Here is a 14574-nt window from a genome sequence, read left to right on the forward strand (position 1 = left end):
ATTTCTCCTCGTCGGGCGCTGCCTTGTGATCGAATTCCGATAAATCGAGGCTAGCCGTCAAACCTTTGTCGCCAAACAGCGGTCATCTGCTACGATAGTCGTAAAAGCATTCGACGGGAGGGAATAGCGTCATGGCCAGCGTGAAATCCGCAGCGAAGCCGAAAAAAAAAGCCTCATCAGCGACAAAGACCGAGGAAAGGCCAGTCAGGCTTGCCGATTACCTGCTCGCCCGCGCGCCCGCGGAAGACATCGCCGCCTATGAGGCGACCGACCTGGCACGTGCCGCCGAACTCGCCGGCCAGGCCGTCGCCGGCCACAGGAAGGGCGGGTGCGTCGTCGCCGTCGAGGCTGATTCGGGCGTCGTCCGCGAAGGCCGTCCGGTCACGGTCATCACCGTCGTCAACGACAACATGCCGTTCCTGTTCGATTCCATCCTGGGTGAGATCACCGAGACATCGGGCGAACCGACCCTTGTCACCCACCCGGTCATCACCGTGCGCCATGGCAAGAACGGTGTCGAGGAAATCCTCGGCGACGGCAATTTCGCCAGGGACGACGGCAATCATGACCGGCTGAGCGTCATCCATGTCCACATACCGCGGCTGACAGCGGAGGCGGCGAGCGCTCTGACCGAAAGGCTGCGCAAGATGCTTGGCCAGGTCCACGCCGCCGTCAAGGACTGGAAGCCGATGCTCGCCCGGCTCGACCAGGCGATCTCCGAGTTCCGCTATTCGGCGGTGCCGCTCGACAAGAACAGTGTCGCCGAGGCGATCGCCTTCCTGGAATGGCTGCGCGACGACAATTTCACCTTCCTCGGCATGCGCGAGTTCAAATACTCGGGCGGCGAGGAAAGCGGCAATCTGGAGCGCGCCGACAAGCCCGGCCTCGGCATCCTCAGCGATCCCGATGTGCTGGTGCTGCGGCGAGGCACCGAAGCGGTGACGACGACGCCCGAAATCCGCGCCTTCCTGCACGGACCGGAACCGCTGATCGTCACCAAGGCCAATGCCAAGTCTTCCGTGCATCGGCGCATCTATCTCGATTACATCGGCGTCAAGACCTATACCCCGAAGGGCGCGCTGGCCGGCGAACTGCGCATCGTCGGCCTGTTCACCTCGACTGCCTACACGCGCTCGGTGATGAAGATCCCGTATCTGCGCTCCAAGGCCGAAACCATCATCGCCAAGTCCGGCTTCGACCGGAACGACCATTCCGGCAAGGCACTGATCAACGTGCTGGAAAGCTATCCGCGCGATGAACTGTTCCAGGTGCCGGTGCCGATCCTGCGCAAGCATGCCGCGGCCATTCTCGGCCTGGTCGAGCGGCCGCGCGTGCGGGCGCTGGTGCGCGCCGACCAGTTCGACCGCTTCGTCTCGATCCTCGTCTTCGTGCCGCGCGACCGCTACGACAGCGTCGTGCGCGAGAAGATCGGCGCCTATCTGAAAACCGTCTTCGAGGGCCGGCTCTCGGCCTATTACCCAGCCTTCCCCGAAGGCGGGCTGGCGCGCGTGCATTTCATCATCGGCCGCTCCGGCGGCAAGACGCCGAAGGTGGAGCAGGCGACGATCGAGGCGGCCATCCGCGACATCGTGCGGACCTGGGAGGATGCCCTTTCCGACGCGGCGGACGCGGGCGGCGGCGACCAGGCGTTGAAGGCCATCGCCGCAAGGCTGCCGGAAAGCTATCGCGACTCCTTCAGCGCGGCGGTGGCGCTGGTCGATGCCGGGCGAATCGCCAGGATTAGCGCCGACAATCCGATCGCCATCGACTATTATCGCCATGCCGAGCAGAAGCCGCACCAGGCGGCGCTGAAGATCTATCACCATGGCAGCCCGGTGGCGCTGTCGCGGCGCGTGCCGGTGCTGGAAAACATCGGCTTCCGCGTCATCAGCGAGCGCACCTTCGAGGTCGGCGACGGCCCGTCCGGCATGGTCTTCATCCACGACATGGAGCTTGAGAACGCCTACGGCAAGCCGATCGACCTTGCCGACGGCGGCGCGCTGTTCGAGGACGCCTTCCTGTCGGTGTGGCGCGGTGACGTCGACAATGACGGCTATAATGGCCTTGCCCAGACCGCCGGCCTGTGGTCCGGCGAAATCACCATCCTGCGCGCCTATGGGCGCTACCTGCAGCAAGTCGGCATTCCGCAAAGCCAGGATTTCATCGCCGCGGCATTGAACCGCTATCCCGAGATCGCGCGCGGCCTGCATGCGCTGTTCATCGCAAGGCTTGGCCCGACGGCCGAGGGTGAAGGCGTGGTGGCGGCAAAGCACCTCAAGGCCAAGATCAAGGACGCGTTGGAGGATGTGCCCAACATCGACGACGACACCATCATCCGCCGCTACCTCAACCTGATCGAAGCCTCGCTGCGCACCAATCATTTCGTTGCCGATACGAAGCAGAAAGGCCAGTCGCTGGCCATCAAGCTCGAATCGCAGGCGGTCGAGGGTCTGCCGGCGCCACGGCCGTGGCGCGAGATCTTCGTCTACGGTTCCGAGGTCGAGGGCCTGCATCTGCGCTTCGGCCCGGTGGCGCGTGGCGGCCTGCGCTGGTCGGACCGCGCCCAGGACTACCGCACCGAGGTGCTCGGCCTGGTCAAGGCGCAGCAGGTCAAGAATGCCGTCATCGTGCCGGTCGGCGCCAAGGGCGGCTTCTTCCCCAAGCGCCTGCCGGTTGGCGGCAGCCGCGACGCGATCTTCGAGGCCGGCACCTCGGCCTACAAGAATTTCGTTTCCAGCCTTTTGTCGATCACTGACAATATCGGGCTGGACGGTGTCATCCCGCCGGCCGGCGTTGTCAGGCGCGACCAGGACGATCCCTATTTCGTCGTCGCCGCCGACAAGGGCACGGCGACTTTCTCCGACACCGCCAACGCCATCTCCGAGAAGCATGGCTTCTGGCTCGACGACGCCTTCGCCAGTGGCGGTTCGGCTGGCTACGACCACAAGAAGATGGGCATCACCGCCAAGGGCGCATGGGAAGCGGTCAAGCGGCACTTCCGCGAGATCAACCGCGACATCCAGACCTCGCCCTTCACCGTTGTCGGTGTCGGCGACATGTCGGGCGACGTGTTCGGCAACGGCATGCTGTTGTCGCCGCAGACAAGGCTGATCGCGGCCTTCGACCATCGCGACATCTTCATCGATCCCGATCCCGACATGGCGGCCTCGATGGCCGAGCGCGAGCGCATGTTCGCGCTGCCGCGTTCGAGCTGGCAGGACTACGACAAGTCGAAGCTGTCGGAAGGCGGCATCATCGTCTCGCGCAGCCAGAAGTCGATCACCTTGCCGGCGGCGGCCGCGGCGGCGATCGGCCTTGCCAAGATCACCGCCACGCCGGCCGAGATCATGACCGCCATCCTCAAGGCGCCCGTCGATCTCCTGTGGTTCGGCGGCATCGGCACGTATCTCAGGGCCTCCGGCGAAACCAATGCCGAGGTCGGCGACCGCGCCAATGACGCCATCCGCATCACCGCGCTCGACGTGCGCGCCAAGGTGATCGGCGAGGGCGCCAATCTCGGCGTCACGCAGCGGGCGCGCATCGAGTTCGGCATGAATGGCGGGCGCTGCAACTCCGACGCCATCGACAATTCAGGCGGCGTCAACTGCTCCGACGTCGAGGTCAACATCAAGATCGCGCTGGCGTCGGCCATGCGCAAGGGTTCGCTGACGCGCCCGGCCCGCAACAAGCTGCTCGCCGAGATGACCGGCGAGGTCGGCGGGCTTGTCCTGTCCAACAACTACCAGCAAACGCTGGCGCTTTCGATCGCCCGCAAGCGCGGCCTTGCCGACATCGCGCATCAGGCCCGCTTCATGTCGGCGCTGGAAGCACGCGGCCTGCTCGACCGCGCCGTGGAGACGCTGCCGTCACCGGCGGCCCTTGCCGAGCGCGAGGCGCGCGGCGAGCCGTTGACCCGGGCCGAGCTCGGCGTGCTGCTCGCCTATGCCAAGATCGTGCTGTTCTCCGATATCGTCGCCAGCGACGTGCCTGATGACGCGCATTTCGACCGTGACCTGATGGGCTATTTCCCCGACCGGATGGCGAAGAAATATGCCGCCGAAATCCACGGCCACAGGCTGCGCCGCGAGATCATCACGCGTGTCGTCGCCAACGATTTGGTCAATCGCGGCGGCCCGTCCTTCGTCAACCGGCTGCAGGAAGCCACGGGGCGCACCGCCGCCGATGTGGTGCGCACCTTCGCCGTGGTGCGTGACGGCTTCGTGCTGCCGGCGCTCTACAGGGAGATCGACGCGCTCGACAACCAGATCGACGGCCAGGTGCAACTCGATCTCTACCAGATGGTGAGCCGGCTGATCTACGTGACCAGCGGCTGGTATCTCAAGAACGATGCCGGGACGGCACCGCTCGGCCAGCGCATCGCCGAGTTGCAGGACGCGCGCAAGGCGCTGGAACCGAAACTGGTTTCGCTGCTGCCGGCCTTCTCGCGAGAGCGGATCGAGGAGAAGCGGCACGGGCTGTTCAAGGCCGGTGCGCCGGAAAGGCTGGCCGAGCAGCTGGCGCTGAGCGAGGTGGCGGAACTGATCCCCGACATCGCGCTGACCGCGCGGATGGCAAATGCCGACATCGTGGCGGCGGCCAAGGCGTTCTTCGCGGTCAGCGATGCCTTCCGCATTCCGCGAGTCGAGGACGCCGCGCGCTCGATCACACCGTCGGACTACTATGACCAGCTGGCGCTGTCGCGCGCCACCGATACGATCGGCGCGGCACGGCGCGGCATCGCGGTCGCCGCGCTCACCGGCCACGCCAAGGCCGCCGATCCCGTTGCCGCCTGGCTGGAAGCCGGCGGCGAACGCGTGGCACGCATCCGCGAACGGCTGCAAGCGCTGACCGAAGGCGGCGACATCACCGTGTCACGGCTGTCGGTGGCGTCGGGGCTGATGAGCGATCTGACGGGGATGTGAGGGTTCTTGCGAAGGTTGGCGCCGCCCCTCATCCGGCTGCCGCCACCTTCTCCCCGTATAGTGACGGGGAGAAGGGAACTGGTCGCAAGGCCGGCGCCCATTCTGCGACGTCGACAATTGGCGAAAACCTTCGCGACAGCGTCTTTCTCCCCGTTACTATACAGGGAGAAATGCCCGGCAGGGCAATGAGGGGCGGCGCGACGCTTGTCATTTGCATGGCCATCGAAAACATGCAGACATGGCGCCCGATGCGGGCGCGGCCGGGGGAATCATCATGGCGGTAGAAACAGTGCAGCGTGCGTCCGGGCGCGGCATCTGGGGGTGGATGTTCTTCGACTGGGCGGCGCAGCCGTTCTTCACGGTCGTCACCACCTTCATCTTCGGTCCCTATTTCGTTTCGCGCATGGCGAGCGATCCCAACACCGGACAGGCGGTCTGGGGCTATGGCATCGCCGCCGCCGGGCTGGTCATTGCCGTGCTGTCGCCGATCCTCGGCTCGATCGCCGACCAGACCGGGCCGCGCAAGCCGTGGATCGCCTTCTTCGCCGCGATCAAGATCACCAGCCTCGCCTTGCTCTGGTTCGCCGCCCCCGGCTCGAACCTGTTCCTGGTCGTGGCGCTGTTCTCGCTGGCTTCGGTGGCGGCGGAATTCTCCACCGTGTTCAACGATTCGATGATGCCGCGCCTTGTGCCGAAGAGCGAGATCGGCCGCATCTCCAACATGGCCTGGGGGCTCGGCTATCTCGGCGGCATGATCGCGCTGATCTTCGTCGTCACTTGTCTCGCCGGCTCGCCGGAGACCGGCAAAACCATCATCGGCATCACCCCGCTGTTCGGCCTCGATCCGCATCTGGGCGAGGACGCGCGCGCCACCGGGCCGCTGTCGGCCGGCTGGTATTTCCTGTTCATCCTGCCGATGTTCCTGTTCACGCCGGACGCCATCAAGGGCATTCCGATCGGGCCGGCGGTGCGCGAAGGCCTGTCGGAACTGAAATCGACACTGGCCGAGGTGCGCAGGCGCGGCGGCATCTTCCGCTTTCTCGTCGCCCGCATGATCTACCAGGACGGCGTCAACGCGCTGCTGGCGCTCGGCGGCACCTTCGCGGCCGGTATGTTCCATTGGTCGATCACCGAGATCGGCATGTTCGGCATCATACTCAATGTCGTGGCCATCTTCGGCTGCTGGATCGCGGCGCGCCTCGACACCGCGCTCGGCTCCAAGGCCGTGGTCATGATCGCGCTGGTCATGCTGTCGGTCGCCACCGTCGGCGTCGTCTCGACCGGCCCGGGCTTCACGCTGCTCGGTCTGATCCAGCTGCCGACCACTGATTCCGGCGGGCTGTTCGGCACGGCGGCCGAAAAGGCCTACATCCTGTACGGCCTGCTGATCGGCCTGGCCTTCGGCCCGGTGCAGGCGTCATCGCGCTCCTACATGGCGCGTAGCGTGACGGCGGCGGAATCCGGCCGCTATTTCGGCATCTACGCGCTGGCCGGCCGGGCAACCAGCTTCCTGGCGCCGTTCCTGGTGGCGACCATCACCGCGCTCAGCGATTCGGCACGGCTCGGCATGGCGGTGATCATCCTGTTCCTGGCGATCGGCATGGCGATCCTGGTCAGGACGCCCTATCCGGCCGACCGGCCGGCGGAGTGAGCTCACCCTCCCCCTTTTGGGGAGGGTCGATCCGCGAAGCGGAGCGGGTGGGGGTGGCGCCATCACCCCACCCCGGCGCGCTCGCAAGCGAGCGCACCGACCCTCCCCATCGAGGGGAGGGTAAGGGCGCTCAATGTCTAAAATGCCTGACCCCGGTAAACACCATCGCGATGCCGTGCTCATCGGCCGCAGCGATGACGTCCTTGTCGTTCATCGAGCCGCCCGGCTGGATGACGGCGGTGGCGCCGGCAGCGACCGCGGCAAGCAGGCCGTCGGCGAAGGGGAAGAAGGCGTCGGAGGCGACGACCGAGCCCTTTGTCAGAGGCTCGGCCATGCCGGCAGCCTCGGCCGCGTCGAGCGCCTTCCGGGCGGCGATGCGGGAGGAATCGACGCGGCTCATCTGGCCGGCGCCGATGCCGACCGTGGCGCCGTCCTTGGCGTAGACGATGGCGTTCGACTTGACGTGCTTGGCGACGCGGAAAGCGAATTTGAGATCGGCCATCTCCGCCGGCGTCGGCGCACGCTTCGTCACCACCTTGAGCTCAAGGTCGTCGACCACGGCGTTGTCGCGGCCCTGGACGAGCATGCCGCCGGCCACGGATTTGACCGTCGTCCCCGCCGAACGCGGGTCCGGCAGGCCGCCGGTGACCAGCAGGCGCAGGTTCTTCTTGGCCGCGACGATCGCCGCCGCCTCGTCCGTGGCATCGGGCGCGATGATCACTTCGGTGAAGGTTTTCACGATCTCCTGCGCCGCTTCGGCGTCGAGGGTGCGGTTGAGGGCGACGATGCCGCCAAAGGCCGATACCGGATCGCAGGCGAGCGCCTTGGCATAGGCTGCCTTCAGCGAGATGCCCTCGGCGACGCCGCACGGGTTGGCGTGCTTGATGATGGCGACGGCGGCGGAACGGACGGGATCGAACTCGCCGGCCAGTTCGAAGGCCGCGTCGGTGTCGTTGATGTTGTTGTAGGAGAGCTGCTTGCCCTGCAACTGCCGCGCCGTGGCGACGCCAGGGCGCTTGTCGCCATTGACGTAGAAGCCGGCGCCCTGGTGCGGGTTTTCGCCGTAGCGCATCACCTCGGCCAGCCTGCCGCCAAAGGCGCGCCAGGTCGGATGCTCGATCTCCAGCGCCTCGGCGAACCAGCCGGAAATCGCCGCGTCATAGCTGGCGGTGCGAGCAAAGGCCTTGGCCGCCAGCTTCTTGCGGAAATCCAGCGACAGGGAGCCGATGTTCATTTCCAGCGCGTTCAGCACCGAGGCATAGTCGCTCGGATCGGTGACGATGGCGACATAGGCGTGGTTCTTGGCCGAGGCGCGGATCATTGCCGGGCCGCCAATGTCGATGTTCTCGACGATCGCCGCATAGTCGGCGCCGGAGCGACGGACTTCCTCGAACGGATAGAGATTGGAGACGAGGAGGTCGATCGGCTCGATGTGGTGCTTGCGCATCGCCGCCGCATGCTCGGGGTCGTCGCGCACGCCAAGCAGCGCGCCATGCACCGACGGATGCAGCGTCTTGACGCGGCCATCCATGATCTCGGGGAAGCCGGTGAGCTCGGAGACGTCGCGCACCGCCAGGCCTGCCTCGGCTAGAGCCTTGGCGGTGCCACCGGTCGAGACCAGTTCGACACCGGCGGCGGCCAATGCCCTGGCGAAGTCGATGAGGCCGGTCTTGTCGAACACCGAAAGCAAGGCACGGCGTACGGGGACGAGATCGGGTGCGGGAATGTTCTTGGCGGCGACGGCCATGGGCTGGCGGCCTTTCACGGCTGGAGGGGCAAGCCCGCGCCGTAGCACATGACATCAGGAAATCAAGCGGCAAGCTTGCCGGTGGCCGGCGCGGTCAGTTGTTATCCGGATAGCCGGCGATGCTGGTGCGCGTCAGCTGCCAGTGGACTTCGGACACGTCAGAGGCCTTGAAGGCAAGCACGATCTGCCGGCTGCGGCGCGGGCCGCCAAGACCGGCGAAATAGATCGATTCCTCGACCTCCGGCACCACTTCGTCTGCTGTGAACACCCAGCTGTCGGCCTGATCGGCTGTCAGCACCAGGCGGTCGTGCTCGTCCTGCAAAAGGTTGATGTCGGGGTGGACATGGAAACGCACGGTGATGAAGTCACGGCCATTGTTGCGGATCGCGGCTCCGCCGGGGCGCTGGAACCGGTCCCGGCCGGCCAGCACATTGCCGTTCGTCGACAGTTTCAGCTCGCGTTCATGCAGGAAGCCGAAGCGCGGGACATAGCCGTCATGGCGGGCGACAAAACCCTGGACGCCCTTCTGGTCGGTGCGCTTGCACTGCACATGCTGCGGGCCGCCGATCAATGGCGAGCCGAGCAGGTCGTTGACGCGCAGCGAATGGCTGAAGCGTGCCGACGAGGTGTCGTTGATGGTGGCGGTCGAGTGCGCGGCGGTGGCGCGCGCCAGCGGCCGGAACTCGGCGGCGCCATAGGTGTCGATGCCTGCATTGACGATGTAATGCTGGCGGCCGGACGACAGCTCGAAGGCGAGGCAGCCGGCGTGTGCTGCGTTGGACACGTCGACCGGCGGCGGCAGGCCGGTGTCGGCGATGACGGTGACGCCCCCCATCGACAGCCTCTCATAGCCCGAATGCGGGGCGTGCAGCAGCGGCGCGCCGGCGGTGTCGTCATGGCGCAATATTGTGGCGATGCGGTCATGGATGGTGGCGCCCATGCCGTTGAAACGGGCGAGGCTGCCATCCTGGTGGCGGAAGAAGCGCAGCGCCGGTAGCATGCGGTCGATGGCGCCGATCAGTGCCTGCGGCGGGGTCTCCGCCTGGTTGGCGTAGGTCTGGCGCAGCGGCAAAAGGTCGGCGAGGATTTCCAGCACCGACATTGGATTGCGTGAGATATGGCCGCCATCGGCGAGGATCTGGCGGTTGAGTTCCTCGGCGAGGTTGCGGGTGGCGCCGCGCAGCGCCGAAGCCGGCGCGGGCAGGGAAAGCGCGGCGAAGGCAAGGGCTATGCGGGCGCGCAGCCGGTCCTTGCCGTCGGGCATCTCGCGCGCCATCGACCTGAGATAGCGGATTTGGACGGCCAGCGATTTCAGGAAGGCGCGGTAGAAGGGGAATTCGGCGCCCTGCAGCACGACGGAAGAATGCTGCAACCAGGCAATGATGCGCTTGGCGGTCGTCCCGGGCTCCCAGGCGATGCCGGCAATGTTGTTGCCGTGCATGGCGATCCAGTCGGACACCAGGGCACGCGCATTGGCGGCGGCAAGTTCGGTACCGGCGGCGCGCATGTGGCGCAGCCAGCGAAAACCATGCAGCGTCTTTTGCCAGCCGTGATTGGGCACGTTGATCTGGAAGGGCGACTTGCCGCCGGTTTCGACCAGGTGCCCCGACAGGGGATAGCGGCCGTAATAGATCTCCAGCGCGATCTGCGGGTCGGCCAGCCGCAGGTCCGGCGGCGCGATCAGGACGCGTTCGGGCGTGCGGCCGGAATAGCGCCAGCGATAGACCGGCCCGGCGCGCAAGCGCCGGCGCGTCTTGCGCCAGAACTCCTTCGCGACCAGCGTCCACAGACGCGTCGTGTTGCTGGCAGCCAGTGCCAAAAGCCCTCCTGGTCGTCCTTTACCCCAGCGCAAGCTTATATGATTCAAGAACTTATGCGAAGGCGGATTTCTGCCAACCGACCCACTTCAGGCGGCCGTGGACGGGGTCGCCCCCAAAAAAGTCGCGCCTGCCGCGACTTATGTCCTCTTGTGGCGGCGGCGAAACTCGCTGGGCGAGCAGTTTTCGCGGTCGCGAAAGAGCCGGGAGAAGTAGAAGGCATCGCCGATGCCGACCGTCGACGCCACCGTCTCGACAGGCGAATCGGTGGCCGCCAGCAATTGCTTGGCGAGATCGAGCCGGATGCGCAGCTGAAATCCCTTCGGCGACAGCCCGGTGTGCAGGACGAACTTGCGCCGCAGCGTTGCCGGCGACATGCCGAATTTCGCGGCAAATGCGCTGACGTCCAGCGGTTCGGCGGCGCGGCGCCGCAAATCGTCGATCACAGACCGGAAGTCGGGGTGGTTCTCGCCGCTGCTCCGGGCGACCGTCTGCCGGGCGGCTCGCATGACCAGCGCATGCATGGTCGCGGCGGCTTCGGCCTGGCTCAGCGCCGTGTCCTGGGACAGTTCGGCATGCAGCCGGTCGAACAGAAGCTGTATGCCGCCAGGGTCGGACAAGGGAACGACCGGTGCCTGCTCGGCGATCAGCCGCATGCGCGTGAAATCGCGCGTCAACGCCCCGTCGAAGAGCGCCCAACGTTCGCTCCAGCCGGCCTCGTCCGGCCCGTAGGAATGGATCCTGTCGGGAAACAGCCAGAAAAGGCTGGGCCCGACGATCGCCTGCCTGCCGGCGGCCTTGGTTTCGAGCCAGCCTCGCCCTTCCTCCACCAGCACCACGGCAAAATCCGGGAGCTTTCGCCTGACGATGGCCCGGTCGACGCGGTGCCGGCCTGTTCCCGTCACCGACAGGCCGCCCATGCCAGCCGGCGGCGATCGGTACAAGGCATAGGGTCGGTCGATCATGAGCGAAAAGTCCAGGTCAGTTTTTCTGTCCATGGCAAGAAGCAGGATGGCAGCGTATTCCCTTGCCAGGATTGGGGCAATGAAGGTGATTGAAATGTCGATATCAGCCGATGTAAGGGCATTACCAGGCGCCCCGCCGGTTGCGCTGACAGCCAACGGCAAGGTGCTGTCGACGATGCCGAACAGGCTGGGGTACCTTTCCCCGACAGATCCTTCCGTCGGCGTCGAGGCCATTCGCCGCCTTTATGCGGCTCAAGGCTATGTCTGGCTGAAAGGCCTTTTGCCGCGCGGCGAGGTGATCGACTTTCGCGGCTGGGTGCTTTCGCATCTTGCCGAGAGCGGACTTTTGAAGCCGGCGACCGACCCTTCGCTCGGTGTCGCCTCCGACAGTGCCTTCGATCGCCAGCGCGCCGAGCGCCGCTTGATGTCGCTGGTCCGCTCGACCGCCTATGAGGGCTTTTGCGCGCAGCCGCGCCTATCGCGTCTGATGGACGCCTTCACAGGTGGCTTGTCCTACCTGCACAAGCGAAAGATCATGCGCTTCACCTTGCCAGGCAGTTCCACCACGACACCAGCGCATTACGACCTCGTCTATCTGCGCGGAGGCACCAGCCGCGTGGTGACGGCCTGGATACCGATCGGCGACACGTCGATCGACATGGGAGGGCTCGTCTACCTGGAGGGATCGCATGCCATCGGCACTGCCCTGGAAACACAGTTCGCCAGGGACAATGCCGATCTCAGCCCCGCGGAACGCATCAGTGCCTACAACCGCAACATGACCGAAGGCGGCTGGGTGTCGAAAGATCTGCCCGAAATGGCGGAACGGTTCGACACGCGCTGGCTGATGGCGGATTTCGAGGCGGGCGACATCGTCCTTCACTCGCCCTACATGATCCATGCCTCCACCACCAACCAGAGCAGGAACGGGCTGATCCGGCTGTCGACCGACATCCGCTACCAGAATGTCGACGACGAAATCGATGCTCGCTGGAGCAATCACTGGAGCCTGGACGACATGCTTTAGGCGGCGCGCCGTACCTCAGACCGCACGACGCATGCGGGCGGCGAAGAAGCCGTCCAGGCCAGAGCGCTCCGGCGTGCCGAGGTCGAGGTCGGCGGGCGTGGTGCGCAGCGTGCCTTGCGGCGTCAGGAAAGGGTCGATGCCGGCGACCTCGCCTTGCCGCAGCGGATCGTCGACGACCGTGGCCGTGTCCTTGAGAAAGGCACGATGCAGGTCTTCGCCTTCCAGCGGGTCGAGCGAACAGTTGGAAAAGACGATCCGGCCGCCGGGCCTGACCAGCGTGACGGCGCGGGCAAGCAACCGCCCTTGCAGGTCGGCGAGCTTTTCGACATCGGCCGCCGTCTTGGTCCACGGCACGTCGGGATGCCGGCGCACCGTGCCGGTCGACGAGCAGGGTGCGTCGAGCAGCACGGCGTCGAACAGTTCCTTCGGCTCATATTTGAGGAGGTCGGCCTGAACGATCTCGGCCGCCAGGCCGAGGCGGTCGAGATTCTGCGCCAGCCGCGCCAGCCGGTTCTTCGAGGTGTCGACCGCGGTGACCCTGGCGCCGGCCAGGATCAATTGCGCGGTCTTGCCGCCGGGCGCGGCGCAGAGGTCGGCGACGCGCAATCCCCCGACGTCACCGAAGAGCCGCGCCGGCAGGCTGGCCGCGGCATCCTGGACCCACCAGGCGCCTTCCGCGAAGCCGGGCAGGTCGGTGACGGCTCCGGCAAGATTTTCCACGCGCACCGTGCCGGTGGGCAGCACGATGCCGCCAAGCTTTTCGGCCCAGAGTTCGGGATCGGCCTTGACCGAGAAGTCGACGGGCGCCTCGTAACGGTGCGCAGCGAGAATGAGCTTCGCCTTGTCGGCGCCGTAGGCTGCTTTCAGCCGGTCGGAGAACCATTTTGGCGCTTCATCGGTGGCCGCAAGGGCGGCGGGCAGCTCGGTTTCCTTGGCCCGCGCCAGCGTGCGCAGCACGCCGTTAACGAAACCGGAGAAGCGCTGCGTGCGCGGATCGGACTTGGCGTGGGTGACCGCGAGGTCGACAGCGGCGCTGTCGGGAATGTCGAGGAACAGGATCTGCGCGGCCGCTACATGCAGTATGTGCGACAGTGCCGTGGCGTTGGGTGGCAGCGGCTTTTCCAGCCTGCGCGCCAGCAGCCCGGTGATGGTCATGCGGAAGCGCAGCGCGGTGACCAGGATGGCGCGCACCAGGCCACGGTCGCGCAAATCGAGCGCCTTGTATTGCGGGTGGCCGTTCTCATGGTCGGTCAGCCCGTCGAGCGGCGTCCGGGCATCGATGACGGCGGCAAGCAGCCGTGCCGCCGCCTTGCGGGCGGCGAGACCGGCGACGAATTCGCCGTCTCCATGATCCTGACTGCCTGAGCCTGCGCGCCGAGGTCCCGCCACGCTCACGACCATCGGCCTTTGGGCCCGGTCGGATTGCGACCCCATGGATTGGCCTTCGGCCTTTCGGGCTCAGCCGGCTGTTCCGCTTGCGGGGCCTGGCCCCACGGGCCGGACGACTGTTGTTGCTCCGCCTGCCGGGACGCCGGCGCCTGGCGCGAAGCGGCCTGGGTGCCGCCGCCTGCCATCTGCCCCGCCATCTCCTGCAACGCGGCGATGCGGTTGTCGGTGCTCGGGTGGGTGGAGAACAGATTGTCCATGCGCTCGCCGTGCAGGGGATTGATGATGAACAGATGCGCCATCGCCGGATTGCGCTCCGCATCGGGGTTGGGAATGCGTTCGGCGCCGCGGGCGATCTTGTCAAGCGCCGATGCCAGCCACAGCGGGTGTCCACAGATTTCGGCGCCGCGCCGGTCGGCCTCGTATTCGCGGGTGCGGCTGACCGCCATCTGCACGATCATGGCGGCAAAGGGCGCGACGATCATCGCCGCCAGCACGCCGACAAAGCCGAACGGGTTGTTGTCGCGGTTGCCGCCGAGGAAAAAGGCGAAATTGCCGAGCATCGAGATGGCGCCGGCAAAGGTGGCGACGATGGTCATGGTCAGCGTGTCGCGGTGCTGGACGTGGGCGAGCTCGTGCGCCATCACCGCCGCGACCTCTTCATGGGTCAGCCGCTGCAACAGGCCGGTAGAGGCGGCGACCGCCGCGTTCTGCGGGTTGCGGCCGGTGGCGAAGGCGTTGGGCTGCGGATTGTCGATCAGATAGGTTTTCGGCATCGGCAGGCCGGCCTGCTTGGCCAGCGCCTGGACGATGGCGTAATATTCCGGCGCGTTCTTCTCGTCGACCTCGACGGCACGGTTCATCGACAGCACCATCTTGTCGGCGTTCCAGTAGCTGAACAGATTGGTGCCGGCGGCGACCAGCAAAGCGATCATCATGCCGCCCGTTCCGCCGATCAGGAAGCCGACGCCCATGAACAGCGCCGTCATCGCGGCAAGAAGCATGGCGGTGCGAATGGTGTTCATCGTCTGCTCCTGTCCAGATGAAGAGGGATCGATT

The 14574-nt window shown here is 66.1% G+C and carries 8 protein-coding genes; 3 read left to right on the forward strand and 5 right to left on the reverse strand.

Going from position 1 to position 14574, the window contains the following annotated elements; all coding sequences use genetic code 11:
- Positions 1-131 precede the first annotated feature (131 nt).
- Both JG746_RS05975 and JG746_RS05980 read left to right on the forward strand, forming a co-directional pair.
- A complete protein-coding gene (locus tag JG746_RS05975; protein ID WP_202357327.1) occupies positions 132-4922 on the forward strand; it encodes an NAD-glutamate dehydrogenase in 4791 nt (1596 codons plus the stop codon).
- 274 nt (positions 4923-5196) lie between these two features.
- Positions 5197-6573 (forward strand): MFS transporter, encoded by a 1377-nt coding sequence (locus JG746_RS05980; protein ID WP_202357328.1) that lies wholly within the window; start codon positions 5197-5199, stop codon positions 6571-6573.
- A 130-nt stretch (positions 6574-6703) separates the two neighbouring features.
- Here the strand turns inward: JG746_RS05980 and purH are convergent, their stop codons facing one another.
- The 3 genes from purH to JG746_RS05995 all read right to left on the reverse strand — a co-directional run bounded on the left by purH (position 6704) and on the right by JG746_RS05995 (position 11102).
- Positions 6704-8320: a bifunctional phosphoribosylaminoimidazolecarboxamide formyltransferase/IMP cyclohydrolase gene (gene purH, locus JG746_RS05985; RefSeq protein ID WP_202357329.1), complete on the reverse strand. Its 1617-nt coding sequence runs from the start codon at positions 8318-8320 to the stop codon at positions 6704-6706.
- Positions 8321-8414: 94 nt separating this feature from the next.
- Positions 8415-10139, reverse strand: a complete 1725-nt coding sequence (locus JG746_RS05990; RefSeq protein ID WP_202357330.1) for a heparinase II/III family protein — start codon at positions 10137-10139, stop codon at positions 8415-8417.
- Positions 10140-10277: 138 nt separating this feature from the next.
- Positions 10278-11102: an AraC family transcriptional regulator gene (locus JG746_RS05995; RefSeq protein ID WP_202357331.1), complete on the reverse strand. Its 825-nt coding sequence runs from the start codon at positions 11100-11102 to the stop codon at positions 10278-10280.
- 94 nt (positions 11103-11196) lie between these two features.
- On the opposite strand from JG746_RS05995, the gene JG746_RS06000 reads away from it, so the two are divergent.
- On the forward strand, positions 11197-12129 hold the full coding sequence (locus JG746_RS06000) for a phytanoyl-CoA dioxygenase family protein (RefSeq protein WP_202359270.1): 933 nt from the start codon (positions 11197-11199) through the stop codon (positions 12127-12129).
- Positions 12130-12144: 15 nt separating this feature from the next.
- Here JG746_RS06000 and JG746_RS06005 read toward each other — a convergent pair whose 3' ends face one another.
- Positions 12145-13530, reverse strand: a complete 1386-nt coding sequence (locus tag JG746_RS06005; RefSeq protein ID WP_202359271.1) for an RsmB/NOP family class I SAM-dependent RNA methyltransferase — start codon at positions 13528-13530, stop codon at positions 12145-12147.
- Positions 13521-14540, reverse strand: a complete 1020-nt coding sequence (gene htpX / locus JG746_RS06010; protein WP_202357332.1) for a zinc metalloprotease HtpX — start codon at positions 14538-14540, stop codon at positions 13521-13523. The genes JG746_RS06005 and htpX overlap by 10 nt, the downstream gene beginning before the upstream one ends.
- Positions 14541-14574: the final 34 nt, after the last annotated feature.

It is taken from the genome of Mesorhizobium sp. 113-3-3 (genome assembly GCF_016756495.1).
Lineage (GTDB): Bacteria > Pseudomonadota > Alphaproteobacteria > Rhizobiales > Rhizobiaceae > Mesorhizobium.

Coding starts and splice junctions, on each gene's coding strand:
- JG746_RS05975 (WP_202357327.1), top strand. CDS start 132: ATGGCCAGCGTGAAATCCGCAGCGAAGCCGAAAAAAAAAGCCTCATCA.
- JG746_RS05980 (WP_202357328.1), top strand. CDS start 5,197: ATGGCGGTAGAAACAGTGCAGCGTGCGTCCGGGCGCGGCATCTGGGGG.
- htpX (WP_202357332.1), bottom strand. CDS start 14,540: ATGAACACCATTCGCACCGCCATGCTTCTTGCCGCGATGACGGCGCTG.
- JG746_RS05995 (WP_202357331.1), bottom strand. CDS start 11,102: ATGATCGACCGACCCTATGCCTTGTACCGATCGCCGCCGGCTGGCATG.
- purH (WP_202357329.1), bottom strand. CDS start 8,320: ATGGCCGTCGCCGCCAAGAACATTCCCGCACCCGATCTCGTCCCCGTA.
- JG746_RS06000 (WP_202359270.1), top strand. CDS start 11,197: ATGTCGATATCAGCCGATGTAAGGGCATTACCAGGCGCCCCGCCGGTT.
- JG746_RS06005 (WP_202359271.1), bottom strand. CDS start 13,530: ATGGTCGTGAGCGTGGCGGGACCTCGGCGCGCAGGCTCAGGCAGTCAG.